The sequence below is a fragment of the Mesorhizobium sp. WSM4828 genome, from assembly GCF_055811175.1.
Window position 1 is genome coordinate 42,420 of sequence record NZ_JBVVQK010000012.1, and the last position, 22,211, is coordinate 64,630.

General features: G+C 63.6%; 24 protein-coding genes and 1 riboswitch. Of the genes, 11 read left to right on the forward strand and 13 right to left on the reverse strand.

Features of this window, described 5'->3' with window-relative positions; all coding sequences use genetic code 11:
- Positions 1–29: 29 nt before the first annotated feature.
- The gene (locus tag AC0L2X_RS15725) at positions 30–650 is read right to left on the reverse strand and encodes a pyridoxamine 5'-phosphate oxidase family protein (protein ID WP_352489416.1); all 621 of its coding nucleotides are present in this window, start codon (positions 648–650) and stop codon (positions 30–32) included.
- Between the two features lie 132 nt (positions 651–782).
- Here AC0L2X_RS15725 and AC0L2X_RS15730 point away from each other — a divergent pair, with 132 nt between their 5' ends.
- Both AC0L2X_RS15730 and AC0L2X_RS15735 read left to right on the forward strand, forming a co-directional pair.
- Positions 783–1,691 carry a LysR family transcriptional regulator gene (locus tag AC0L2X_RS15730; RefSeq protein WP_473599974.1) on the forward strand — a complete coding sequence of 303 codons (909 nt, stop codon included), beginning with the start codon at positions 783–785 and terminating at the stop codon, positions 1,689–1,691.
- Between the two features lie 107 nt (positions 1,692–1,798).
- Complete coding sequence (locus AC0L2X_RS15735) at positions 1,799–2,599, forward strand: lysophospholipid acyltransferase family protein (protein WP_473555169.1); 801 nt, start codon at positions 1,799–1,801, stop codon at positions 2,597–2,599.
- A gap of 27 nt (positions 2,600–2,626) precedes the next feature.
- Here the strand turns inward: AC0L2X_RS15735 and AC0L2X_RS15740 are convergent, their stop codons facing one another.
- Both AC0L2X_RS15740 and AC0L2X_RS15745 read right to left on the reverse strand, forming a co-directional pair.
- Entirely contained in the window at positions 2,627–3,247 is a 621-nt protein-coding gene (locus AC0L2X_RS15740) for a LysE family translocator (protein ID WP_473555166.1), read from the reverse strand.
- A 77-nt stretch (positions 3,248–3,324) separates the two neighbouring features.
- Positions 3,325–4,272 carry an aldo/keto reductase gene (locus AC0L2X_RS15745; RefSeq protein ID WP_473599975.1) on the reverse strand — a complete coding sequence of 316 codons (948 nt, stop codon included), beginning with the start codon at positions 4,270–4,272 and terminating at the stop codon, positions 3,325–3,327.
- A 324-nt stretch (positions 4,273–4,596) separates the two neighbouring features.
- Here AC0L2X_RS15745 and AC0L2X_RS15750 point away from each other — a divergent pair, with 324 nt between their 5' ends.
- Entirely contained in the window at positions 4,597–5,577 is a 981-nt protein-coding gene (locus AC0L2X_RS15750; RefSeq protein ID WP_473599976.1) for a quinone oxidoreductase family protein, read from the forward strand.
- A gap of 20 nt (positions 5,578–5,597) precedes the next feature.
- Here AC0L2X_RS15750 and AC0L2X_RS15755 read toward each other — a convergent pair whose 3' ends face one another.
- Entirely contained in the window at positions 5,598–6,131 is a 534-nt protein-coding gene (locus AC0L2X_RS15755; protein ID WP_473600044.1) for a gamma-glutamylcyclotransferase, read from the reverse strand.
- A 114-nt stretch (positions 6,132–6,245) separates the two neighbouring features.
- Here AC0L2X_RS15755 and AC0L2X_RS15760 point away from each other — a divergent pair, with 114 nt between their 5' ends.
- Positions 6,246–7,247 carry a DUF2125 domain-containing protein gene (locus tag AC0L2X_RS15760; RefSeq protein ID WP_473599977.1) on the forward strand — a complete coding sequence of 334 codons (1,002 nt, stop codon included), beginning with the start codon at positions 6,246–6,248 and terminating at the stop codon, positions 7,245–7,247.
- A 30-nt stretch (positions 7,248–7,277) separates the two neighbouring features.
- On the opposite strand, the gene AC0L2X_RS15765 is transcribed toward AC0L2X_RS15760, so the two are convergent.
- Together AC0L2X_RS15765 and hisC are read right to left on the reverse strand one after the other, a co-directional pair.
- Positions 7,278–8,213, reverse strand: a complete 936-nt coding sequence (locus tag AC0L2X_RS15765) for a prephenate/arogenate dehydrogenase family protein (protein WP_473599978.1) — start codon at positions 8,211–8,213, stop codon at positions 7,278–7,280.
- Positions 8,214–8,219: 6 nt separating this feature from the next.
- Positions 8,220–9,329 carry a histidinol-phosphate transaminase gene (hisC, locus tag AC0L2X_RS15770; protein WP_473599979.1) on the reverse strand — a complete coding sequence of 370 codons (1,110 nt, stop codon included), beginning with the start codon at positions 9,327–9,329 and terminating at the stop codon, positions 8,220–8,222.
- A 137-nt stretch (positions 9,330–9,466) separates the two neighbouring features.
- Positions 9,467–9,544: riboswitch (SAM riboswitch) on the forward strand.
- Positions 9,545–9,637: 93 nt separating this feature from the next.
- Here hisC and metX point away from each other — a divergent pair.
- Together metX and metW are read left to right on the forward strand one after the other, a co-directional pair.
- Entirely contained in the window at positions 9,638–10,807 is a 1,170-nt protein-coding gene (gene metX, locus AC0L2X_RS15775) for a homoserine O-acetyltransferase MetX (RefSeq protein ID WP_292661143.1), read from the forward strand.
- 115 nt (positions 10,808–10,922) lie between these two features.
- Positions 10,923–11,537 (forward strand): methionine biosynthesis protein MetW, encoded by a 615-nt coding sequence (metW, locus tag AC0L2X_RS15780; RefSeq protein WP_023677909.1) that lies wholly within the window; start codon positions 10,923–10,925, stop codon positions 11,535–11,537.
- 25 nt (positions 11,538–11,562) lie between these two features.
- On the opposite strand, the gene AC0L2X_RS15785 is transcribed toward metW, so the two are convergent.
- Positions 11,563–11,883, reverse strand: coding sequence for a DUF1330 domain-containing protein (locus AC0L2X_RS15785; RefSeq protein ID WP_473599980.1), 321 nt, complete (start codon positions 11,881–11,883; stop codon positions 11,563–11,565).
- 236 nt (positions 11,884–12,119) lie between these two features.
- Between AC0L2X_RS15785 and AC0L2X_RS15790 the strand changes: the two genes are divergently transcribed.
- Both AC0L2X_RS15790 and AC0L2X_RS15795 read left to right on the forward strand, forming a co-directional pair.
- Positions 12,120–12,866: an SDR family NAD(P)-dependent oxidoreductase gene (locus AC0L2X_RS15790; protein ID WP_473599981.1), complete on the forward strand. Its 747-nt coding sequence runs from the start codon at positions 12,120–12,122 to the stop codon at positions 12,864–12,866.
- Positions 12,867–12,908: 42 nt separating this feature from the next.
- Positions 12,909–13,934, forward strand: a complete 1,026-nt coding sequence (locus AC0L2X_RS15795) for an RNA polymerase subunit sigma-70 (RefSeq protein ID WP_473599982.1) — start codon at positions 12,909–12,911, stop codon at positions 13,932–13,934.
- Positions 13,935–13,952: 18 nt separating this feature from the next.
- Here the strand turns inward: AC0L2X_RS15795 and AC0L2X_RS15800 are convergent, their stop codons facing one another.
- From AC0L2X_RS15800 to AC0L2X_RS15810, 3 genes are all read right to left on the reverse strand, one after another.
- A complete protein-coding gene (locus AC0L2X_RS15800) occupies positions 13,953–14,759 on the reverse strand; it encodes a DUF1194 domain-containing protein (protein ID WP_473599983.1) in 807 nt (268 codons plus the stop codon).
- A 76-nt stretch (positions 14,760–14,835) separates the two neighbouring features.
- The gene (locus AC0L2X_RS15805) at positions 14,836–16,668 is read right to left on the reverse strand and encodes an ABC transporter ATP-binding protein/permease (RefSeq protein ID WP_473599984.1); all 1,833 of its coding nucleotides are present in this window, start codon (positions 16,666–16,668) and stop codon (positions 14,836–14,838) included.
- A 129-nt stretch (positions 16,669–16,797) separates the two neighbouring features.
- Complete coding sequence (locus AC0L2X_RS15810) at positions 16,798–17,568, reverse strand: class I SAM-dependent methyltransferase (protein WP_352489400.1); 771 nt, start codon at positions 17,566–17,568, stop codon at positions 16,798–16,800.
- 98 nt (positions 17,569–17,666) lie between these two features.
- Here AC0L2X_RS15810 and gloB point away from each other — a divergent pair, with 98 nt between their 5' ends.
- Together gloB and AC0L2X_RS15820 are read left to right on the forward strand one after the other, a co-directional pair.
- Positions 17,667–18,434: a hydroxyacylglutathione hydrolase gene (gene gloB, locus AC0L2X_RS15815; RefSeq protein WP_473599985.1), complete on the forward strand. Its 768-nt coding sequence runs from the start codon at positions 17,667–17,669 to the stop codon at positions 18,432–18,434.
- Positions 18,435–18,455: 21 nt separating this feature from the next.
- Entirely contained in the window at positions 18,456–18,884 is a 429-nt protein-coding gene (locus AC0L2X_RS15820) for a cupin domain-containing protein (RefSeq protein WP_352714212.1), read from the forward strand.
- 4 nt (positions 18,885–18,888) lie between these two features.
- Here the strand turns inward: AC0L2X_RS15820 and AC0L2X_RS15825 are convergent, their stop codons facing one another.
- From AC0L2X_RS15825 to AC0L2X_RS15835, 3 genes are read right to left on the reverse strand one after another with little or no spacing between them, the layout of a single operon-like run.
- Positions 18,889–19,560 (reverse strand): lysoplasmalogenase family protein, encoded by a 672-nt coding sequence (locus AC0L2X_RS15825; protein WP_473599986.1) that lies wholly within the window; start codon positions 19,558–19,560, stop codon positions 18,889–18,891.
- A complete protein-coding gene (yddG, locus tag AC0L2X_RS15830) occupies positions 19,557–20,444 on the reverse strand; it encodes an aromatic amino acid exporter YddG (RefSeq protein WP_473599987.1) in 888 nt (295 codons plus the stop codon). Before yddG ends, AC0L2X_RS15825 begins: the two co-directional genes overlap by 4 nt.
- A gap of 40 nt (positions 20,445–20,484) precedes the next feature.
- Positions 20,485–21,273: a DUF3108 domain-containing protein gene (locus AC0L2X_RS15835; RefSeq protein WP_473599988.1), complete on the reverse strand. Its 789-nt coding sequence runs from the start codon at positions 21,271–21,273 to the stop codon at positions 20,485–20,487.
- 630 nt (positions 21,274–21,903) lie between these two features.
- Between AC0L2X_RS15835 and rpmB the strand changes: the two genes are divergently transcribed.
- Entirely contained in the window at positions 21,904–22,200 is a 297-nt protein-coding gene (rpmB, locus tag AC0L2X_RS15840) for a 50S ribosomal protein L28 (RefSeq protein ID WP_292664929.1), read from the forward strand.
- The last annotated feature ends 11 nt before the right edge of the window (positions 22,201–22,211 follow it).

The following is a 22,211-nucleotide window of genomic DNA, read 5'->3' on the forward strand; positions in this document are numbered from 1 at the left end:
CGGCACCGGCACTTTTTATTCCCTGGCTCTTATTCCCTGGCTGCTGCATCCGATCGCAAGCGTGCGATCTCCTGTTCGAGCCGTTCGATGCGCTTGTCGCGTTCGGCCAGCGCCGCCGCCACGTCGGCCGCTTCGAAACGCTGCGGGATGTGCTGCGAGCAATTTGAATCCCAAGCCGAAATCGTAAACAGGATGACCTGCTCGGGTCGCGCCTTATAGTCTTGCGGCATCAGCTTTGCCGTCAGCTCGGCATCGCCCTCGACGACTTGCGCCTTGCCCCAGATCTTGATGCGCTGCCGGTGCGCATAATCGATCAGGAACAGGAAAGCCTGCGGGTTGTCGCTGAGGTTGCCTTGGGTGATGAACTGCCTGTTTCCGGAAAAATCGGCAAAGCCGATCGTCCGCTGGTCGAGTACCTTGAGGAAACCGGCCGGCCCACCGCGATGCTGAATGTAAGGCTGCCCGTCCGTATTGGCGGTCGACAGAAAGACGCTGGTCTGCGCCTCGATGAAGGCAGCGAGATCGGGCGTGATTGCCGCCTGCCAGCCGCCACGCTCCTCGACACGGGCATAGGCCTGGCGCGAGCCCTTGCGGGCCTGGATCGCCTTTACCGTCGGGGTAAAGGCGACATCGCTGGTGTGAGCGTTCATGAAAACTCTCCTTACGCGCCGACGCGCGCTGCATTGTTCAGACCCGAAATAGGGCCTTCCGTCTTCGAGATGCAGATGCCATATCTGCAAGCTATCCTTCCATTTTTCGGAAAGAAAATTTTCGGGAGAACTATGGATCGCCTCCAGTCCATGTCGCTTTTCGTTGCCGCAGCGGAGACAGGCAGCCTCTCGGCTGCCGGGCGCCGCTTCGGCATTCCGCTGACGACGGTCAGCCGTAAGGTTTCGGACCTGGAAAAGCACCTGAACACACGGCTGTTGAACCGCTCGGCGCGGCAGATGTCGCTGACCGATGCAGGCCACGTCTATCTCGCCGCCTGTCGTCGCATTCTCGATGAGGTCGGCGAGGCCGAGCGAATAGCCGCCGGGGAATACAGCGCCCCGACCGGCGAACTGATCGTCACTGCGCCGATCGTCTTCGGCCGCCTGCATGTGCTGCCGGTCGTCACCGGCTTCCTCTCCGTCTATCCTGAGGTAAGTGTGCGGCTGACACTCGCCGACCGGATAACCCAGTTGGTCGAAGAGCACATCGATCTCGCCATCCGCATCGGCGAGCTTGCCGATTCGAGCCTGATCGCCACCCGCCTGGGTTCGATCCGCCGCGTCGTTTGCGCGAGCCCGGCCTATCTCGCCGAGCACGGCACACCGAAAACGCCGCAAGAGCTTGCAGGACACAGTGCCATCACCTTCGAAGGGCTCACCGCCGCAGCCTGGAGCTTCGCCACCGGCAAGACCGAATTCAGCGTGCCGGTCCGCTCCAGGTTACGGGTCAACACGGCTGAGGCAGCAATCGATGCGGCGATTGCCGGCGTCGGCGTGACGAGGCTGCTTTCTTACCAGATCGCCACCGCAGTCCGGTCGGGTACGCTGCGCCCGGTGCTGCAAGAGTTTGAGCCAGACCCATGGCCGGTGAGCCTCGTCCATGCCGGCCAGGGGCTACTGCCGGTGAAGCTGCGCGCATTCCTCGACTTCGCCGCCCCGCGCCTGAGACAGCGCCTGCTTCAGGCGGCGTGGCAAACGTGACGAAGACGGCCCATCGCAAGACCGGGCCGATCGCCCGCCTCGCAGCGTTTCCTTTTTGCCGGCGCTTGGTGTAACCAACGCACACCTCCTCACCGGGCACTTGCTGTATGCTCTATTTCCGCTCGCTGGCGTTCAATCTCGCCTTCTACCTCAATTTGATCGTCCAGATGATTCTCTGGACCCCGTATTATTTCCTGTCGCCGCGCCATCGCGCCTGGTTCGTGCCGAAATTCTGGTCGCGCACCAGCATGTGGCTCTACGACAAGATCGCGGGCACCAGAAGTGAGATCACCGGCCAGGAAAACCTGCCTGAAGGTTCCTTCATCCTGGCGCCGAAGCACCAGTCCTTCTGGGACACGATCGCTTTCCTGCCGTATCTCGACGATCCCGTTTACATATTGAAGCGGGAGCTGACCTGGATCCCGTTCTTCGGTTGGTACATTTTGAAGATGCGGATGATTCCTGTCGACCGCGGCAGCCGCTCGAAGGCATTGAAGACGGTGATCGCCGCGACCAAACAGGAATTGGCGCGCAATCCGCGCCAGCTGATCATCTATCCCGAGGGCACGCGCCGGGCGCCGGGCGACGAACCGGTCTACAAATACGGCATCGTCGAACTCTATGCGCAACTTGGCATTCCGGTGGTGCCCGTCGCTCACGTCGCCGGCCTCTATTGGCCGCGCCGCAAATTCCTGCGCTATCCCGGCACGATCAAGGCGCGCTTCCTGCCACCGATCCCGCCCGGCCTCGGCAAGGACGAATTCATGCAACGGCTGATCGGCGAGACGGAAGCCGCCTGCGACCAGCTCCTCGTCGAGGCGTCGCAGACGCCGAACCCGCCGCCGATGCCGCCGACGGCGGTGAAAAGGCTTGGTGAGCTGGACGCGAAACCTGAATTGAAAGGCTGAGGCAACGGCCGCGGATGCCAGAAGGACTCAGGGTAAGGCAGCCAGGGCGGCTGTTGCAATCAGCGTCGCGGCAAACACCAGATTGATGATCCGCGACGCCAGCGGTTTGCGCAGCAAACGTGCAAAAGCCGCGCCGGCCAGAAGCCACAAGAGATGAATAGCAACGATCATCAAGGCGAGAACCGCCAGCTTGGCTGAAATACCAAGACCGCCGGCGCCGGAAGACGCGCCGGCGAACACGGCGGCAATCGCCACATAGGCTTTCGGATTGGCAACGGCCAGAAGGAATCCACCCAGGAAAGTGGGAAGCGCCGCCCCACCGACGCGTGCCGCCAGTGGCGGCGCCGTCGCTATCTTGAACGCCAGATAGAGGATGTAGGCTGCTGACGCGACCGCCAACAGCGCTGCGAGCTTCGGCAGCGCGATGAGAACGGCCATGATGCCCGTCGCCACCACCAAAAGCACGAGGACCGTGCCGACAACGATCCCCGAGGCATAGCGGAGCGAATCGCGCAGACCGAACGCGGCGCCGACCGCTGTGACGCTTATCGTCGCCGGCCCCGGGCTGCCCATAACGATGGCCGATGCCAGCACGAGCGCCAGCAATTGCTGCCATAGCCGCTGATCGAGAAGAACCTGTCCGGCCATGCGGCGTCCCTGCATCCTGCGACGATGCAGGGACGGTAGGGCAAGGCAGCGCGCCGGTCTTGAACGATCGTGCGTGGCTATGCGCTGGCTTTGTCGAGCTCGGCGATATCGTCCGGGCTGAGCTGCAACGACGCGGCCCGCACCAGGCTGTCGAGCTGGTCGAGCGTCGTCGCGCTGGCGATCGGAGCGGTGACGCCGGGCCGCGCCATGACCCAGGCAAGCGCCACTTCCGCCGGCTTGGCCGAATGTCTGGCCGACACGGTATCGAGCGCTGAGAGGATGCGCATGCCGCGCGAATTGAGGTACGCTTTCACACCGCCGCCGCGCGGGCTTTTGCCGAGGTCGGCTTCGCTGCGGTACTTGCCGCTCAAAAATCCCTTGGCGAGGCTGAAATAGGTGATGACGCCGATGTCCTCGGCCACGCACAGATCGCGCAGCGGACCATCGAAGGACGAGCGGTCGTAGAGGTTGTATTCCGGCTGCAGCACCTCGTAGCGCGGCAGGCCGCGCAGGCTTGCTACGTCGAGTGCGGCCCGCAACTGGGCGGCGTCGAGGTTTGAAGCGCCGGCATAGCTGATTTTGCCCTTGTCGAGCAGTTTCTGGTAAGCGCCGAGCGTTTCCTCATAAGGGGTCGCCGGGTCGGGCCAGTGCGACAGATAGAGATCGACGCTGTCGACCTGCAGCCGCTTCAACGAGGCGTCGATGGCCTTTTCGATATAGGCGGCGGACAGGTCCCTTTTGCCCTGCCCCATATCCGAGCCGACCTTGGTGATGACGACGACCTTGTCGCGGTTGCCGCGGCTCTTCATCCATCTGCCGATGATGGTTTCGGATTCGCCGCCCTGGTGGCCGGCAATCCAGCGCGAATAGGAATCGGCCGTATCGATGGCGTTGAAACCGGCGTCGACAAAGCGGTCGAGCAAGTCGAACGAGGTTTTCTCATCGGCGGTCCAGCCGAACACATTGCCGCCCAGAACCAACGGCGCGATGGATAGGTCGGTGCGACCGAGACGACGTTTCTGCAAGGCTGATCTCCATGATGATTCATGCTGGGGCGGGTGGGAGCCGCCGACCGGGCTAACCTATGTCGCGCCGCGACGACGTCAAACGCATAGCCTCCTTTCCAACCCGCCGGCGCTTCACAAAACCGCGACCCGCCGCGCCACGTCCGGGATATCCAAACCAGCAGCCTCTGAAGAAACGATCTGGCAAATTTAGCATATAGATTGTCAAATCTGCCAATTCTGACTTTTGCCGGCGGGCCGTAGGTTCCGCCGCGCCGACGCAAGTCTCGGCACGTCGGCTGGGCTCAGACTGTTGGCCTCGGATCGTTTGTTATGGAGAACGGCATGAAGGCAATTGTATTTGACGCCATCGGTTCGCCGCGCGACGTGCTCTACGTGGATGACCTGCCGATGCCGCGGATCGGCGACGGCGATGTGCTGGTCAGGATGGTCTCGGCCTCGATCAATCCGGGCGACTTCCTGTTTATCCAGAACCTCTACCCCGAACCGAAGAAGCCGCATTTTCCCCGGCAGATCGCCGGAAACCACGGCGCCGGCATCGTCGAAGCCGTTGGCGCAAACGTCTTGCTGGAACCGGGCACGCTTGTCGCGTTCAGCTATTATGGCAGCTGGGCCGAGTACGCGGCCATTCCCGCCGAATGGCTGATCCCGTTGCCTGCCGGCTATCCAGTCGAACGCGCCGGGCAGATGGTGAACCCCATTACGGCGTGGGATCTGATGGTGGATTCCCGCGTGCGGCCCGGCCAGTGGCTGGCTGTCACGGCCGGCTATTCGTCGATTTCGACAATGGTGATGCAGTTCGCCCAACGACGCGGCATCAACGTCATCGCGCTGGTGCGGCGCTCGCACCAAAGCTTCGATCTGAAGACGCTTGGCGCCGCTGCCATTCTTGACCTTTCGGACTTGAAGGCAAGTATCCGGGAAGCGGTGATGGATATCACCGGTGGCGCCGGATTGAACGGGATTATCGACAATGTCGGCGGACCTGTCAGCGGCGAATTGATCCGCACCCTGGCGCTCGGCGGGCAGATGGTGATCAATGGCGGCATGAGTTCCGAACGCTTCGAACTTCACAATTTCGATGTGTTGCTGAGCGGCGTCGAGATCAGGGCGAATATCTATCGCTACTTCTTTTCGCCGCCGGTCGAAGCCGACCGGCCTGTGCTACGCGAGATCATCGACATCTTCGGCCAGCCGGGCTTCCACGTTCCTGTCGGCGGCCTCCACGCGCTGACCGGGTTCAAGCTTGCCGTGGCAAACAGCCTCGATCGCGCCGATCTTGGCAAACAGATTTTCAGGATGTAGCCCGCGTCACGACACCGAAGCTACGTCGCGATCCGTCTCGTCACGTCTTCCAGCCAGTGATCGCTTATACCCAGTGCTTCGAGGTGCTCCAGCGTGCTGAGCACGTAATCCTCATTCCTCCCCGACTGGCCGACGGCGCCGCGAACGACGGCCGCCGCCTCGGCCGGGTCGAGCGCACCGGCATATTGCTCATGGCTGCGGTCCACGACATAGGCGATGGCTTCGACGATCTCGCCCCCATCCGTTTCACTGTTGTCGAGGCGAATGCTGAGCACACGTTCGAGATAGACGTTGGTCACCAGTTCGCGCTCGCGCAGATAGGTGATGACCTCGTTGCGCAGCTCGCCTGGAACCCGGAACGCCAGCCCGATGCAGGAGCCGCCGCGGTCGAGGCCGAGCACCAGGCCCGGCCGTTCGCGCGTGCCGCGATGCACGAAAGAATAGACGCAGAGCGAACGGCGGTAGCCATGCAGGCGGGCGCGCCGCGTCTCGACATGCGCGAAACCCGGCCGCCAGATCAGTGAGCCGTAGCCAAAAACCCAAAAATCGCCCATATCGCCAAGCCTGATTGTGACGAACCACTCCACCGGTGGTGTTTCAGTCCGTCTACCTGTTATTGCCGCAAGCGACAGCCCGCCCGTGCCACCCGCGTTAACGAAAGCCGCCGCATGACGTCAAGTGACGAGCGCCCGCCGCCCAGCCAACGTCGCCGCCTGTTGTGGCTTGCCGCTTTCGTTCTCGTGCTGTTCGGCATCTACAGCGCGGGCTGGTTTTACCTGGCGGACCTGGTCGAGAGCGCAACCGACAAGGCGGTCGCCGATCTCGACGACAAGGGCATCAAGGCCGACTGCGCCAATCTCGCGGTCAGCGGCTATCCCTTCAGCTTCACCCTTTCCTGCGACAGCCTGGCTTACGAGGACGACAGCCGCAACGTCGCGGCATCGACAGGCAAGATCAACGCCGCCACGCAGATCACGCGGCTTTTGTCGCCTGCCGCCGAGCTCAGGGGGCCGCTCAGGACCTCTGTTCCCGGCATGACCCCGCTGTGGATCGACTGGGATGATCTGCGGGCCGACATGAAGCTGTCCTGGCCGCTGCCGAGGCGGCTGTCGTTGCAGGCCGAAGGCCTGTCCGGCCAGACCGATCCGGCAGACGACACCGATCCCGTCTCGCTGTTCAGCGCCGGAACCGCCAGCGGACAATTGCGCCCGAACGGCCCGGATATCGACTATGCCGGCAATTTCACCGATCTTGAAATCGACGCGGCGGCCATCGACGGGCGCGTCTTGCCGCCGCTCGACGGCAGCGGCGACGTGACGCTGAAGAACGGCGTAGCGCTGATCAAGGCAAACCCGAAGAGCCTGCGTGGCCAGGCGGCCCAAATCCACGAGCTCGATCTGTCGTCCGGAACTGCGCGCATCACCGTTTCCGGACCGCTGTCGGTCGATGACGACGGTCTCCTAAATGCCGACCTGACGATCAGGCTCAATGATCCAAAGGCCGTGGCGGCGATCCTTGCCACCGCCATCCCCGAGCAGAAGAAAGAGATCCAAACCGGCTTTGCCGGACTGGCGCTGCTCGGCAACCAGCCGTCGATGCCGTTGAAGATCGTCAGGGGCAAGGCCTCGCTGGGCTTCATCCCGCTCGGCAAGATCAAACCGCTCGACTAGAGGTCTGGCCTGCAACCGGCCTGCAGCGGCTTATCCCTTCGGCGGGTGTTCGACTGCCTGGCGGCCGAAATCCGGTACGTCGATATCCTGGCCGGCCTCGATGATCGAGCGGCGGACGGCGCGGGTGCGGGTGAACAGGTCGAACAGCTTTTCGCCGTCGCCCCAGCGGATGGCCCGCTGCAGCGAGGACAGATCCTCGGAAAACCGCGCCAGCATTTCGAGAATGGCGTCCTTGTTGTGCAGGCAGACGTCACGCCACATGGTCGGGTCGGACGCCGCAAGACGGGTGAAGTCGCGAAAGCCGGAAGCCGAGTATTTGATGACCTCGGACTTGGTCACCGACTCCAGATCATCGGCGGTACCAACGATGTTATAGGCGATGATGTGCGGCAGGTGCGAAACGATGGCCAGCGTCATGTCGTGATGCTGCGGGTCCATCGTGTCGATGTTGGAGCCGCAACGGCGCCAGAATTCCGAGAGCTTTTCCAGTGCCGCGGGATCGGTGCCGGGCAGCGGCGTGAAGATGCACCAGCGGTTCTCGAACAGTTCCGCAAAACCGGCATCCGGTCCCGATTTTTCGGTGCCGGCCAAAGGATGGCCGGGGATGAAGTGCACGCCATCCGGCACATGCGGCTGCATCTGCGCGATGACCGACGCCTTGGTCGAGCCGACATCGGTGAGGATAGCGCCCCTTTTCAGCGCCGGTGCGATCTCCTGGGCGACCGTGCCTGAAGAGCCGACCGGCACCGAAACGATGACCAGATCGGCGTCGCGAACCGCCTCTTTCGCATCCGTCGTGTAGGTGTCGCCAAGGCCGAGTTGGCTCGCCCGTGCCAGCGTCGCGTCGCTGCGCGTCGAAATCGCGACTTGGCCGGCGAGCCCCTCGCGGCGGATGACGCGGGCCAGCGACGAGCCGATCAGGCCGATGCCGACCAGCGCGATCTTTTCGAACATCGGTGAGGTCATGGTGTTCTAGCTTTTCAGGAATGTCGCGAGTGCTGCGACAACGCCGCGATTGGCCTCTTCGGTGCCGATGCTCATGCGCAGCGCGTTGGGAAAACCGTAGCCGGAAACGCGCCGCAATATGTAGCCGCGCTGGCTGAGGTAGTCGTCGGCCGCCGCCGCCGAATGCTTTTTGTCCTCGGGAAAGTGGATGAGGATGAAATTGCCGACGCTCGGCGTCACCCGCAGCCCAAGCCCCGCTAATTGCTCGGTCAGCCAGGCCAGCCAGGTCTCGTTATGCGCGACGCTGCGTTCGATGTGGGCGCGGTCGCGGATCGCCGCGATGCCGGCTTCGATCGCCGTCGCATTGACATTGAAAGGTCCGCGCACGCGGTTGATCGCGTCGATGACGTGCATTGGCGCATACATCCAGCCGATCCGCGCCCCGCCCAGCCCCAATTTGGAGAAAGTGCGGGTCATGACCACGTTTTCCGCGCTGCCCACCAACTCGACACCGGCTTCATAGTCGTTGCGCCGGACATATTCGGCGTAAGCGGCATCCAGCACCAGAAGCACGTTTCTTGGCAGGCCGGCATGCAGGCGGCGCACCTCATGGAACGGCACGTAGGTGCCGGTTGGATTGTTTGGATTGGCAAGGAAGATGACCCTGGTGCGCGGCGTCACCGCGGCGAGGATCGCATCGATATCGGCGCGTTCATCGGTCTCCTTGACCGTTACCGGGACGGCACCGGCCGACTGTATGTAGATCTTGTAGACCATGAAGCCGTGTTCGGTGATGATGGCTTCGTCGCCGGGTGCGAGATAGGTCTGCGCCAGCAGGCCCAGAATCTCGTCGGAGCCATTGGAGCAGACGATGTTCGCCGGGTTGAGCCCGTGCACCTCGGCGATCGCTTCCCTCAGGCGCCTGGCGCTGCCGTCGGGATAGACAGCGAGCTTGTCGGCGACCGCGCGCGCGGCCTCTATCGCCTTTGGCGAAGGACCGAGCGGGTTCTCGTTGGCCGACAATTTATGGACCTTCGTTACACCTTCAGGCGCCGCGCTCTTGCCGGGCACATAGGCTTCGATGTCCATGATGCCCGCGCGGGGGGTCGGCCGTGCCTTATCCGGTATCTGATTCATCTCACAAATCCGTCGAGAATGCTTCCGCCGGGAAGCCGCAGCGGAAATACAAGCCGTGGCCCGGAATGTCGAGGGGCGGCAATTCGGGATCAAGAACTTGCCGTTGACGAAGCCATGCGTCGGTCCTAGAAGAGCAGCGAAAGTTCCGTGGTGATTTGGCCGGTCGGCTTGCAGCCACGTTAAACAACTTGCTAAAGGGCCGTTTGCATCTTGTAACCGGCTTTGCGAAGGCATGGCCGGTTTTTTGTTGCCCTGACTGGCTGTTTGCCCAGACCGGTGGACAACTGAAGGCCGGGCTAGGAGATGGCATGGTCGCTTTGCGCGCTCGAAAAACCAACAACGAGGCCGACCAGCCGTCGAGCCCGGTGTTGCGTTTCGGCGCCGACAAGCCGCTCAAGCTCGACGCCGGCACGCTGCTGTCGCCGTTCCAGATCGCCTACCAGACCTATGGCACGCTCAACGACGCGCGCTCCAACGCCATCCTCGTCTGCCATGCGCTGACCGGCGACCAGCACGTCGCCAACACCAATCCCGTGACCGGCAAGCCAGGCTGGTGGGAAGTGCTGATCGGCCCCGGCAAGATCATCGACACCGATCGTTTCTTCGTCATCTCGTCAAACGTCATCGGCGGCTGCCTCGGCTCCACCGGCCCCGCCTCGACAAACCCCGCCACCGCCAAGCCCTACGGGCTCGACCTACCGATCATCACCATCCGCGACATGGTGCGGGCGCAGCTGATGCTGGTCGAGCATTTCGGCATCGAACAGCTGTTCAGCGTGCTGGGCGGCTCGATGGGCGGCATGCAGGTGCTGCAATGGGCCTCCAGCTATCCCGAGCGCGTCTTCTCGGCGCTGCCGATCGCCACCGGCGCCCGCCATTCCTCGCAGAACATCGCGTTCCACGAGGTCGGCAGGCAGGCAGTGATGGCCGACCCGGACTGGCATGGCGGCAAATATTTCGAGCATGGCAAGCGGCCGGAAAAAGGGCTGGCGGTGGCGCGCATGGCCGCCCACATCACCTATCTGTCGGAAGCAGCGCTGCACCGCAAGTTCGGCCGCAACCTGCAGGACCGCGAAGCGCTGACCTTCGGCTTCGATGCCGACTTCCAGATCGAGAGCTATCTGCGCCATCAGGGCATGACCTTCGTCGACCGCTTCGATGCCAACTCCTATCTCTACATGACCCGGGCGATGGACTATTTCGATCTCGCCGCCGACCATGGCGGCCGGTTGGCCGATGCCTTCGCCGGCACCAAGACGCGCTTCTGCCTGGTTTCGTTCACCAGCGATTGGCTGTTCCCGACCGAGGAGAGCCGCTCGGTCGTGCACGCGCTGAACGCGGCCGGCGCCTCGGTATCGTTCGTCGAGATCGAGACCGACCGCGGCCACGACGCCTTCCTGCTCGACGAACCGGAACTGTTTGCTGCGATCAAAGGCTTCATCGCCTCGGCCGCGCGGGCCAGAGGGCTCGGCGCATGACCCCGAAAAGCTGCAGACTTTTCGGAACGGGATCATGCGTCAGGCATCGGCGCATGACCCCGAAGAGTTGCAGACTTTTCGGATCAGGATCATGCGCGAGGCAAGAGGCGAACGCATGAGCGTCAACCGCGCCCAGCGCGTCGACCTCGAAGTCGTCGCCGATCTCATCCCGCCGCAGTCGCGGGTGCTGGACGTCGGTTCCGGCGACGGCCTGCTGCTCGAATTGCTGCAGGCTACCAAGAAGGTCGATGGCCGCGGGCTGGAACTGTCGCAGCGCGGCGTCAACGAATGCGTGGCGCGCGGCCTGTCGGTCATTCAAGGCGATGCCGACAAGGATCTCCAATTCTATCCCGACAAGGGCTTCGACTTCGTCGTTTTGTCGCAGACCTTGCAGGCGACCCGCAATCCGAAGCTGGTGCTCGACGAACTGCTCCGGATCGGCAACCGCGCCATCGTCTCATTCCCGAATTTCGGCCATTGGCGGGTGCGCTTTTCGCTGCTCTTCAACGGCCGCATGCCGGTGACCAGGGACCTGCCCTATTCCTGGTACGACACCCCCAACATCCATTTCTGCACCATTCGCGACTTCGTCAATCTGTGCGACGAGCTTGGCGCGACGGTGGAAAAGGCAACCGCGCTCGACGCCAATGGCCAGCGGATCGGCTTCTCCATGCCGTGGTGGTTCTGGAATTTTTTCGGCCAGCAGGCGGTGTTCCTGTTGAAACGATAAAAGCCAACCTTAGCAGATCGTCCCCCTATTCGAGAACGTCGGTGGCCTTGTGCGGGTGCTGGACGCCGTCGACGAAGACCACATCGGACTGGGAATTCTCGGTGCGCAGCGGCAATATCACCTGATAGGCGGGCGAGCGGTACCATGCGCGCGCCTGCTGCCTGTCTGGAAATTCGATGATTATGAGGTAGCCCGGCCAGGTGTTTTCAACGACTTCCACCTCGCTGCCATGCACGATGAAGCGCCCGCCAAACGGCTCCAGCGTGGCATCGATCTTGTGCAGATACTCGACGATCTGCGGCCCCGGCGTGACCTGGCGCATATGGGCGACGGCGTAGGCGGTCATGGCGTAACTCCTTGTGGTCGAAGGCCGGACAACCGGCTTGATGGGCGCAGTTTTGCCGAGACGTAGCGCACAGGTCGATTACCCCCGAGGTAATGACACTGAATACAAAACTGGCGCGCCGCTGCCCTCAGCTGAAAGATATTTCCGCCTGGCACCGATGATTTCCACCCACCTGCGCTGTCCTTATCGATGAGCGCGCCTGGATGGTCCGGCGGCCGGGAACAGAGAGGTGATCCATGGGATCGTTGCAAAATCAGAATGTCGTCGTCGTCGGAGGCAGCCGTGGTGTCGGCCGCTCCATCGCGGAGGCCGCCCTCAAAGAGAAAGCGACGGTGCTGGCCGTCGCCCGCGGAAAACAGGCCCTGGCGCAATTTGCCTGGGAGGTCTCGGGCGTGAAGACGCTCGCGGTCGATGCGACGGTGGACTCCGCCCCCGACAAGGTCTTCGCCGCGCTGGAGCCGGACGTGCTGGTGATCTGCGCAGGCGCCCTGGCCCCTTCCGCGCCGGTGCATGAACAGAACTGGAAGGCGTTCTCCGCAAACTGGGACACGGACGTCAAGGCGTCGTTTCTGTTTTGCCGGGCCGCTCTGCGGCGTCCGCTCAAGCCGGGAAGCCGGATCGTCTTGATCTCCAGCGGCGCGGCCTTGACCGGCGGACCACCGAACGCCGGCGGCTATGCCGGCGCAAAACGCATGCAGATGTTCCTAGCCGGTCATAGCCAGAAGGAGGCCGACCGGCTTGGCCTCGGCCTGCGCTTCATGGCGCTCGCGCCGATGCGCATCATGCCGGAGACCGGCGTCGGCAAGGCCGGCGTCGACAGCATCGCTGCCTATATGGGCATCCAGCCGGCGGACTTCATCGCCGCCATGACCGACATGCAAACGCCGGCCGATGTCGGACGGGCGGTGGTCGCGCTTGCCACCAACCAGCCGCAAGGCAGTTCCTTCATGGTAAGCGGTAGCGGGCTTGCCCCGGCCGCCTGAGGCGCGCGTAATGCAACGCTCACTCGTAGCCGCACAAGCCGCATGACAGACGCTCAACCACCTCTGGAACCAGCACGACAGCCGATCCTCGATCGGCTGGCCTTCGAGAAGGTCACGGCCACGCATCGCCGCGAACTCAAGCTGCATTGCTATCGCATGATGGGTTCGCTGCACGAGGCCGACGACCTCGTCCAGGACACGTTGCTTCGCGCCTGGCGCGCAAGATCGGAGTTCGACGGGCGAGGTTCGGTTCGCGGTTGGCTCTACATGATTGCCACCAACGCTTGCCTCAACGCCATCAAGGCGAGGTCGAGGGCGCACCGCATTCTCCGGGAACCCGGACTGCCGCCGTCGCACGGGGCGGCCACAGGCGGGCCGATAGCCGACATCGCCTGGCTGGAGCCCTATCCCGACGCCGAGCTTCCAGACATTGCCGGCAGCGAGCCAGGTCCGGAAGCCCGTTACGAGAGCCGCGAGGCCGTCCAGCTCGCCTTCGTCGCCGCCATCCAGGATCTGCCGCCCAGACAGCGCGCCGCGCTGCTGCTTGCCGACGTCCTTGGATGGTCGGCTGTCGAGACGGCGCGTTTGCTGGGCGGATCGACGGCTTCGATCAACAGCGCGTTGCAGCGCGCCCGCGCAACGCTGGCGGCGCGCTATCCTCGGGGACGGCCGGCCAGCCGATCACGGCCCAGCCCCGAAGAAGGCCTGCTGCTCGAACGCTACATGCAGGCCTGGCAGGCCGCCAATCTCGACAGCTTGATCGAGCTGCTGCGTGAGGACGCCATCTATACCATGCCGCCCTGGCGCGAATGGTATCAAGGCCGCGAAGCGATCCGCGGTTTCTTCGAGACCGTCTGGCCGAAGTTTGGCGGCTTCCGCACGCTGGCCACCCGGGCCAATGCCCAACCGGCGGTCGGAGTTTATTCCCGCAGCCACGATGGTCCTGGATGGCGGGCCCATTCCCTGCATGTGTTCGACGCAGCCGAGGGCGGGATCGCTTCCTTGACGATCTTCATAGGGCCGCTCGGGCCATCTCTGTTCCCGGCCTTCGGCCTGCCACCAGCCTAGCTTACCCCTTGGCCAGCCTTATCGGTCAAGTTCCGGGAAATATGGGTCCGAGAAAAACCGCCGGTCGCGCTCGCCTTGCAGGCAGTCGATCGGTGCGTCGATGCGGATCGTCCTCGGATCCACCTTGGGATACTCGATGCCGCTGACCTCGAGGATCAGTTTGCGGCGAGTGGCGGTGGAAAATTCGGAAGCAGCATAGATCGGCAGCACGAACGAGCCCGGCCCGCCGGTAACGCATTCGGCATAATACCGGTCGAGATGGCTGAAGGTGGGTGACGGGCTGATCAGGATCGGCAGGCCGTTTATGACGATGCCCTTCGCCAGCGCCGCATCGCGTGCCGTTGTGACCGGCAGGCCGGTGTTGTTTGGGCCGTCGCCCGAGACGTCGATGACGCGGCGCTTGCCGGCGAAGGCCGTGCCGTCGAAAAGCTCGGCGCCGAAAGCCACTGCACCGGAGATCGAGGTGCCGCGAAAGCTCCTGAACGGGCGGGCCGCGATCTTGTCGGCGAAAGCGTTGGCGCTCTCCTTGCTGTCGACGACCTGCCAGGCAATGACCGCATCGTCGCGGATGGTGCCGGCCCATTCGAAATAGGCGATGGCGATGCGGCCGGAGGTGCCGGCACGCACGGCGTTGATGAAGTCGGGGTGGCGCAGTGCCGCGACATAGCCGGCGCGCTGCAGGGCAAATTCCCTTTCATCCATCGACTGCGAGATGTCGACGGCCAGCACCAGCTCGACATCGACGGCAATTGCAATGGCCGGCGCGGCCGCAGGTGCCGCCGGGGTGCAGGCAAGGCAGGCGAGCAGGGCGAGAGCGTCAAGCATGGCCGATCGGAACGTTCCCATCTGAAACGATCGCGACAGTTTTTCGCCGCGATCGCGGCGAAATAAAGCTTGCCTTCTATTTCTTTCGGCCAGCCGAAGCGATAGCCGGGGGCGGTTCGATGGCACCTGCCCTGATACGGGCCGGCTTGAGTGGCGGTTGGCCGGTATCCTTGACGATGGTCAACGCCCGCCGGAAGAAGCGGGCATTGTGCTGGCCGCGGCCGATATTGAGGATCGCGGCGTCGGGAAGGCGCTTCTCCAGCATCGACAGCACTTGCCTCAGCGTCGGGCCGTCGAATGCGTCCAGCGCCTCGTCGATGATCACCCATTTCGGCCGTCGCAAGGCCAGCCTGGCAAAGGCCAGCAGACGCTGCTCGTCGTCGCTGAGCTCACGCTCCCAGCGCGCCGAGCGATCGAGCGAGGACGACAGGCGTTGCAGCCCGACATCGGCCAGCACCTCCGAGATCTCGGCATCGCTCGCCTCCGCAGCGCCATCTGAATGGTTGAGCACCTCGCGCAGCCTGCCGAGCGGGAAATAGGGGGTACGCGGAACAAAGATCGGCGCTTCTCCGGCCGGCATGCCGATCCGTCCGCTGCCCCATGGCCACAGACCGGCAATGGCCCGGAAAAACAGCGTCTTGCCGGCGCCCGGATCTCCGGTGATCATGACCCGGTCGCCGGCGCGGATTTCGACATGCGGGTCGGCAAGCTTGGTGCATCCCTCCGGCGAGGCGATCTCGAGTCTCTCGAAGGTCAGGCTGCCGTCCGGGTTTTCGCCGAACGAAATGCGCCTTTCCGTATGGTGCAGCGCGTCGGTGTCGCCAAGCGCGATGCGGAAGTCGGCGACCCGCATCAGCGTAGCGCGCCAATCGGCGATGCCGCCGATATTGTTGATGAACCAGCGCAGCGAGGAATGCACCTGGTTGAAAGCGCCGACTGCCATCATCAAGCCGCCAAAGCTGATATCGCCGGCAAAATAGACCGGTGAGGCGACAAGGATCGGCGCGACGACAGTGATCCAGCCATAGGTGTCGGTAACCCAGGAAAGATTTATCTGGGCGCTGTAGATGCGCCGCATGGCGCCCAGCACCATGCCGAGATCGAATTCGAGCCGGCGCCTGGCATCGGCCTCGCCATGCGCCAGCGCGATGGCATCGACGTTCTCGTTGACGCGAACCACCGAGGAGCGCAGCTCCGCTTCACGCGTATAGCGATCGTTGTTGAAGCGGATCAGCGGCCGGCCGACCAGCCAGCTCAACCAGGAGGCGGTGCCAGCATAAAGGATCGCCGCCCAGACCATGTAGCCGGGTATGGCCAGCGAATGGCCGCCTATATGGAAGACGAAGCCGGAAGACAGCGACCACAGGACCCCAACAAAGGAGGCAAGCAGGATGCAGGACTGCAGAAGGCCGATGCCGAGACCGGTGGAAAGATCGGAGAGATGCCCGGCATCCTGCTGCAGGCGCTGGTCGGGATTGACGCCGATGGCGCCGGCATGGGTCAGCCGGAAGGCACGCGCCGGCCGCATCCATTCGTCGATCAGGTCGAGCGTCAGCGCCTCGCGCAGCTTCAGGCGGAGCATCTGGTCGAGCCAGGTCTGGCCGACATTGAGCACCACAAGCCCGCCGGCGATGCCGGCAAAGACCAGAAGCTGATGCAGGAAAGCCGGCATGTCGCGCCGCGCCAGCGCGTCGTAGAAAGGCTGGTTCCAGCGATTGAGCAGAATCTGCCCGATCGAGCTCGCCACGATGACGGCGACGATGCCGATCGCGGCCCAAAACAATTGTTTTCGCACTGGCGAGGTGGTCAGCGCCAATTTGATTGTTGCCAGCTGCTCACGCAGGCTGCTGGCTTCAATCGACGTGGCAAGCTTCTGGGCGCTGGCCTCGACATCCGGAAGATCAGCCATGAGTGGATCCTTGCATTCGGAGGCGGTGCTGAAACCCGGTCATAGAATCGACCGCGTATGCCTTCAATCGGGCAGCCAACCTGTCCGCGACAGATAGGTGAGAAAAAGCTGCGTCGGATCACGAACGCGTCATCTTGGCGGCGCCAGACGTTCGGTCCGCGACAGCCGGCCAAGCGTCGGCGCGCCATGCGGCGAGAGAACCGGCACGAAGACACGGCGCGACGCGCGCTGGGCAACCGGCACGCCTTGATAGAGCCGCTTCTGCGCCTCGACGACGATAACGCCCGAAAAGATCGGCCAGAAGCGCCGGCCGGCGCGTTCCAGCACATTGTGAAACTGCATCATGAAACGTCGCGGCGACGGCGGGAAGAACAGCGCATCGGACCACGCCGCCGGCGTGAAATTCGCTTCGCGCAGCAATTCGGTGAGCTGGCCGCGCGAGAACGGTCGGCCATTGCCGAAAGGCGTATGCTCGAAGCGCGCCCAGACGCCGCGCCGGTTGGGCACGACGATGACGACACGGCCGGCCGGCGACAGCACCCGCCAGATCTCGTTCAGCGTCTCGCGCGGGTTCTCGACATGTTCGAGCGAATGGACGAGCAGCATGCGGTCGATGCAGGAATCGACCAACGGCAGTTCCTCGTCGAAGACCAGGGCGGTCGCCGTCGGCCCGGTCGCCGGCCAGACCACCGCGCCCTGCGTCGCCGGCATGAAGGCAAAGACACGCTCGGCATCGCTGCCGAAGCGCTCCAGCCACGGCAAGGTGTAGCCGAGGCCGACCAGCCGCTCGTTGGGCACGACGGCCCATATCGAGGACAGCGCCATGGTGATCGAGCGTTCGGCCAGGCGGCCGAGCGTGGTCGAATAAAACGAACGGAGATCGACAATGTCTGAATGCATGGGCGGAACGGTAGCTTCGAAGCAGTCCAAGTTCAACAAAGGCAGATGACATCGGCTGGCAGGCGCCCTATGTCTGCGCCTATAAACGGAGAGATACGATGCCGGTCGTGATCGAACAATTCATGTGCCGCAGCGACAATTTCGGTGTGCTGGTGCATGACCCCAAAAGCGGTCAGACGGCGCTCATCGATGCGCCCGAGGAGGCGCCGATCCTGGCAGCGATCAAGCGCACCGGCTGGACGCCGACGATGATCCTGACCACTCACCACCATCTCGACCATGTCGAGGCCAATCTGGCGCTGAAGGAGCGCTTCAAGCTGCGCATCGTCGGGCCGGAAGCCGAAAAGGCAAAGATTCCCGGCATTGACGAAACTGTCGAGCAAGGCTCGGTCGTCCACCTCGGCGACGAGCGGATCGAGGTCATCGCCACACCCGGTCATACCGCCGGCCATGTCACCTATCATCTGCCGGCGTCGAAAGTGGCATTCGCTGCCGATACGCTGTTTGCGCTCGGCTGTGGGCGGCTGCTCGAATGCAAGCCGCCGGTGATGTACGAATCCCTGAAGAAGCTCGCGGCGCTGCCGGCCGAGACGGTCGTCTATTGCGGCCATGAGTATACGCTGGCCAACGCCCGTTTCGCGCTCACCGTCGACCCGACCAATTCGGCGCTGAAAGAGCGCGCCGCGAAAATCGAGGCGCTGCGCGCCGACGGCAAACCGACGCTGCCGACGACGATCGGCGAGGAACTGTCGACCAATCCGTTCCTGCGCTGGCACGATCCGGCGATCCGCAGGCATCTCGGCCTGGAGAAGGCCTCCGACGCCGAAGTGTTCGCCGAGATCCGCAAGCGCAAGGACAATTTCTGAGCGGCGCCAGGAGCTAGGGTCATGACCAGTTCCGCCGAAATCATCGCCCTGCTCGGCCTCAAGCCGCATCCGGAAGGCGGCTGGTATGCCGAGACCTTTCGCGACGGGGCGGCAGGCACGCGCGGCCATTCGACGGCGATCTATTTCCTCCTCGAGAAGGACCAATTGTCGGCCTGGCACCGCGTCAAGGACGCGGCCGAGGTCTGGCATTTCTATAACGGTGCGCCGCTGGCGCTGTCGATACATCGAGAAGGCGGTCCCGTCATCGAGGAGATCCTCGGTACGGCGCTTGCCGCAGGCGAGCGGCCGCAGATCGTCGTGCCGGCAGGCTGGTGGCAGTCGGCACGCAGCCTCGGCGAATGGACCCTGGTCGGCTGCACCGTGGCGCCGGGTTTCGATTTCGCCGCCTTCGAACTTGCCGAACCAGGCTGGCTGCCGGGAACGCCCTAGGCACCTAGCCCAACAGGAAACCCAGCGTGATCGCCAGCTGGCCGACGTAATACACCGCCCAGACCGCATGGCGCACCCAGATGCGGTGCGGCGAGATGGCGGGCAGCATGAAATTTTCCGCGGCGAGCAGCCCGTCGGACAGGATGAGCAGGACGACGCCGCCGACGACCCCGACGCTGTTCAGGGTGAACGCCGCAATGCCCATGGCAAGCAGTGCCGCGGCATGGATGCCAATCGGCAAACGCAAGGCCGGGCCTATGCGGCGCCAGAGCGCGAAAAGCATCGCCAGCACCAACACGATCATCGCCAGCACGATCGCTGCCCGCCACGGCTCGGCCGAAAGCAGCCCGAGGCCGGCGCCGGCACGCAGGAACAGCACGACGTAAAGCACATGCGCGGCAAGAAAACTGGCCGTGCCGCCAAGAAATGCCTTCTCGCCGTCGCGCGACAGGAAGGTGTCTCCGATGGCACTGACGCCGAGCGCGGCGACGAGCAGCCATGGGCCGCGCTGTTGCACGACCAGCACCGCCAACATCGCAACCGCCAATGTCCTTGCAGCCGACCGCGAAAGGCGCGGCGGCATGCCGAGGCTGAACGCGTAAATCACCGCCGCCGCCAGCGAAAATACCAGCGTCGCATTGGCATTGGCATCGATGCCGCCGGGAAACGGCATCATGCGTTTGCCTCGCTCGTGGCCCTCTTGCGCAGGAACAGCGATTTCGCCGCCAGTGCCGCGCCGCCGGTGATCAGCACGCAGGCGGCGAGGATTCGCCATGACGGCTCGGCGAAGCCGGCGGCGATCAGCACCAGGGTGGACAGCAGCGGCGCGGCATAGCTTGCCGCCCCCAGCACCTGAATGTTGCCGCGCTTGACGCCGATGTCCCAGGCATAGAAGGCCGCCCCCACCGGCATCAGACCGAGGCCGAGCACGGCCAGCCACTGGCCGGCGCCGGCGGGCAGCACCGTCTGTTCAAGCAACAGATGGCAGACCAGCGAAAGGGCCGCGGTGGCGGCGCAGAACCAGGTGACGATGCTGGTCGGCACCGACGGGAAACGCCGCGACAACAGCGAATAGGACGACCACAGCAACGCACAGACGCCGGCCATGGCGTAGCCGAAGGCATAACGCGCGTCGAAGGCAAGCCCGCCGCCCTTGGTGACGATCAGGACCGTGCCGGCAAGGCCGAGCAGCGCGCCGGCGACGTGGTTCCAGGCCAGCCGCTCGCCCGGCATCAGCGCCGACCCCAGCACGATCAGCAGCGGCCACAGGTAGGCGATCAGGCTGGCCTCGACGGCCGGCGCATTGCGCAGCGCGGTGAAATAGAAGAAGTGGTAGCCGAACAGGCCGGCAATGCCGATCACCCAGACTTTGCGTGGTATCTTCGCGGCGCCGCCGGCTGCCGGCATGAACAGCCGGGCAACCAGCCCGACGCAAGTGCCGATCGTAAAGGTGATTGCCGAAAGCAGGAACGGCGGCACGGCGCCCGAAGCATCGGTAAGCAGCGCCAGCAGCGCCCACATAGCGACTGCGGAGAAGCCGATCAGTGTTGCGCGCGCCATACCCGTCGCCCCCATGCCCGTTGGCGGCGCACGATCACGCCTATTCGTTCGCTTCGAACCGCTCCGCGCTGATCGTCAACGGGCCGATTTGCGTGCTGACCGTGGCGCGGATCGGCGCATATACGCCGCTTTGGCCGACTGGTGCAAACGTCACCATGATGCGGCTGCGTTTCTTCAGGTAGTTCAGCGCCTTGCGGTTCTTGCGGTAGCCGGCCACCGGCTCGAAGCCCAGCCTGCAGGTGACCGTATCACCCTGGTAGCCGGTCACCGAGATCGAGCCTTTGGACTCGTAGGTCAGTTTCAAATCGGCACGCATTTCGCCGTCATAGAGCTTCACGGTGCGCCCGCAGACCTGATCGAGGCTGTCGGCATGGATAACGGTCGCGGCCATCGGATCGAGGACCGATACGAGATGGCTGCCGGCCAGCGGTATCCAGTTCTCGGGATTGCGCTTCTTCGGCTCAGGCACGACCTTGGTCGAGGTGACGACGCCGTTGGCAAACTGGATGTCGATCATCGATGCCTTCTTGCCGGACGTGTAGTCGGCGTGGAACGCTTGCGGCTGCAACTGCTTGCCCGAAATCTTGCCCTTCGACGAGATCGTGCCTTTCGTATCGTCGAACAAAGTGGCGAGCCCGGCGGCGGAAACACTGCCCTCGATAGAATAGGTGTCGCCCTCGTAATGGCTGGAGAATTTCGCTTTGGCCACGGAGAGGCCGAGGAACGACACCGAATACTCGCCCGTGAAGGATTGCGGATCGGCCGAAGCCGTTGTCGGCAGCGCGACGGCCAGCAGCACGACCAGGGCATGGAGGAAAGAACGAGGCATGGCGGGTCCTTGATTGTCGACCGGACGGGGCGGCTCCGGTCTGGCATGTCCCTGTGCGACCGCTTATAGGCTGAATTCCGGCCTTAATGTGAAAGGCGGCGTCGGCAGGCAACGTTGGGGCTGGTTGGTGGGAGGTGACGGAAGCCGGAAATGAAAAACCCGCCTCGGCGGGCGGGTCGTTGGAGCCAATTGGCACCATACCCAAATTAATAGCATAGCTGCCGGCACAAAGCAAGAACAAAATGTGGCTACCCGGACAATCTTGATAAGTTTGCGCCGCCCCTCATCGCCCTGCCGGGCACTTCTCCCCGTATAGTGACGGGGAGAAGGGCGCCTTCGCGAAGGATTTCGCCAACCTCGAACGTTGCAGAAAACGCGCCAAGGTTGCGACCAGCCCCTTCTCCCCGTCACTATACGGGGAGAAGGTGCCGGCAGGCGGATGAGGGGCGGCGCCGGCATCAGACGTCCTTTTGATTGATTCCCTTGGCGCTAACCAACCCCAAGCTTGACGCATCGACGAAATGCAACTATGGAACGCCAACTTTTTCCATAAGGCCGCCTGACCGAAACCGCGCGCCATCCGGCGCGGGTCCAATGTTTGGCCAGGACCGAGAACCGAAGGTTAGTATCATGTCCCGCACTTGCGAACTCACTGCCAAGGCAGTCATGTCCGGCAACAATGTGAGCCACGCCAACAACAAGACCAAGCGTCGCTTCCTGCCCAATCTCGTCAATGTGACGCTGATCTCGGAAGCGCTGAACCAGAATGTGCGCCTGCGCATTTCGGCCAACGCGCTGCGTTCGGTCGAGCATCGCGGCGGCCTGGATGCCTTCCTGGTCAAGGCAGATGCCAAGGAATTGTCGCAGCGCGCCCGCCTGTTGAAGAAGCAGATCGCCAAGAAGCTCGCCGAACAGCCGGCTGCCTGAGTTTTTCGGCG

What these genes read in the sequence shown, in the direction of transcription:
- AC0L2X_RS15805 (WP_473599984.1), bottom strand. Translation starts at nt 16,668, where the DNA reads ATGGCTGATCTTCCGGATGTCGAGGCCAGCGCCCAGAAGCTTGCCACG.
- metX (WP_292661143.1), top strand. Translation starts at nt 9,638, where the DNA reads ATGGTCGCTTTGCGCGCTCGAAAAACCAACAACGAGGCCGACCAGCCG.
- rpmB (WP_292664929.1), top strand. Translation starts at nt 21,904, where the DNA reads ATGTCCCGCACTTGCGAACTCACTGCCAAGGCAGTCATGTCCGGCAAC.
- AC0L2X_RS15765 (WP_473599978.1), bottom strand. Translation starts at nt 8,213, where the DNA reads ATGACCTCACCGATGTTCGAAAAGATCGCGCTGGTCGGCATCGGCCTG.
- AC0L2X_RS15795 (WP_473599982.1), top strand. Translation starts at nt 12,909, where the DNA reads ATGACAGACGCTCAACCACCTCTGGAACCAGCACGACAGCCGATCCTC.
- AC0L2X_RS15820 (WP_352714212.1), top strand. Translation starts at nt 18,456, where the DNA reads ATGACCAGTTCCGCCGAAATCATCGCCCTGCTCGGCCTCAAGCCGCAT.
- AC0L2X_RS15750 (WP_473599976.1), top strand. Translation starts at nt 4,597, where the DNA reads ATGAAGGCAATTGTATTTGACGCCATCGGTTCGCCGCGCGACGTGCTC.
- yddG (WP_473599987.1), bottom strand. Translation starts at nt 20,444, where the DNA reads ATGGCGCGCGCAACACTGATCGGCTTCTCCGCAGTCGCTATGTGGGCG.
- AC0L2X_RS15755 (WP_473600044.1), bottom strand. Translation starts at nt 6,131, where the DNA reads ATGGGCGATTTTTGGGTTTTTGGCTACGGCTCACTGATCTGGCGGCCG.
- AC0L2X_RS15730 (WP_473599974.1), top strand. Translation starts at nt 783, where the DNA reads ATGGATCGCCTCCAGTCCATGTCGCTTTTCGTTGCCGCAGCGGAGACA.
- AC0L2X_RS15810 (WP_352489400.1), bottom strand. Translation starts at nt 17,568, where the DNA reads ATGCATTCAGACATTGTCGATCTCCGTTCGTTTTATTCGACCACGCTC.
- AC0L2X_RS15725 (WP_352489416.1), bottom strand. Translation starts at nt 650, where the DNA reads ATGAACGCTCACACCAGCGATGTCGCCTTTACCCCGACGGTAAAGGCG.
- AC0L2X_RS15735 (WP_473555169.1), top strand. Translation starts at nt 1,799, where the DNA reads ATGCTCTATTTCCGCTCGCTGGCGTTCAATCTCGCCTTCTACCTCAAT.
- AC0L2X_RS15825 (WP_473599986.1), bottom strand. Translation starts at nt 19,560, where the DNA reads ATGATGCCGTTTCCCGGCGGCATCGATGCCAATGCCAATGCGACGCTG.
- gloB (WP_473599985.1), top strand. Translation starts at nt 17,667, where the DNA reads ATGCCGGTCGTGATCGAACAATTCATGTGCCGCAGCGACAATTTCGGT.
- AC0L2X_RS15740 (WP_473555166.1), bottom strand. Translation starts at nt 3,247, where the DNA reads ATGGCCGGACAGGTTCTTCTCGATCAGCGGCTATGGCAGCAATTGCTG.
- AC0L2X_RS15785 (WP_473599980.1), bottom strand. Translation starts at nt 11,883, where the DNA reads ATGACCGCCTACGCCGTCGCCCATATGCGCCAGGTCACGCCGGGGCCG.
- AC0L2X_RS15790 (WP_473599981.1), top strand. Translation starts at nt 12,120, where the DNA reads ATGGGATCGTTGCAAAATCAGAATGTCGTCGTCGTCGGAGGCAGCCGT.
- AC0L2X_RS15800 (WP_473599983.1), bottom strand. Translation starts at nt 14,759, where the DNA reads ATGCTTGACGCTCTCGCCCTGCTCGCCTGCCTTGCCTGCACCCCGGCG.
- hisC (WP_473599979.1), bottom strand. Translation starts at nt 9,329, where the DNA reads ATGAATCAGATACCGGATAAGGCACGGCCGACCCCCCGCGCGGGCATC.
- AC0L2X_RS15835 (WP_473599988.1), bottom strand. Translation starts at nt 21,273, where the DNA reads ATGCCTCGTTCTTTCCTCCATGCCCTGGTCGTGCTGCTGGCCGTCGCG.
- metW (WP_023677909.1), top strand. Translation starts at nt 10,923, where the DNA reads ATGAGCGTCAACCGCGCCCAGCGCGTCGACCTCGAAGTCGTCGCCGAT.
- AC0L2X_RS15760 (WP_473599977.1), top strand. Translation starts at nt 6,246, where the DNA reads ATGACGTCAAGTGACGAGCGCCCGCCGCCCAGCCAACGTCGCCGCCTG.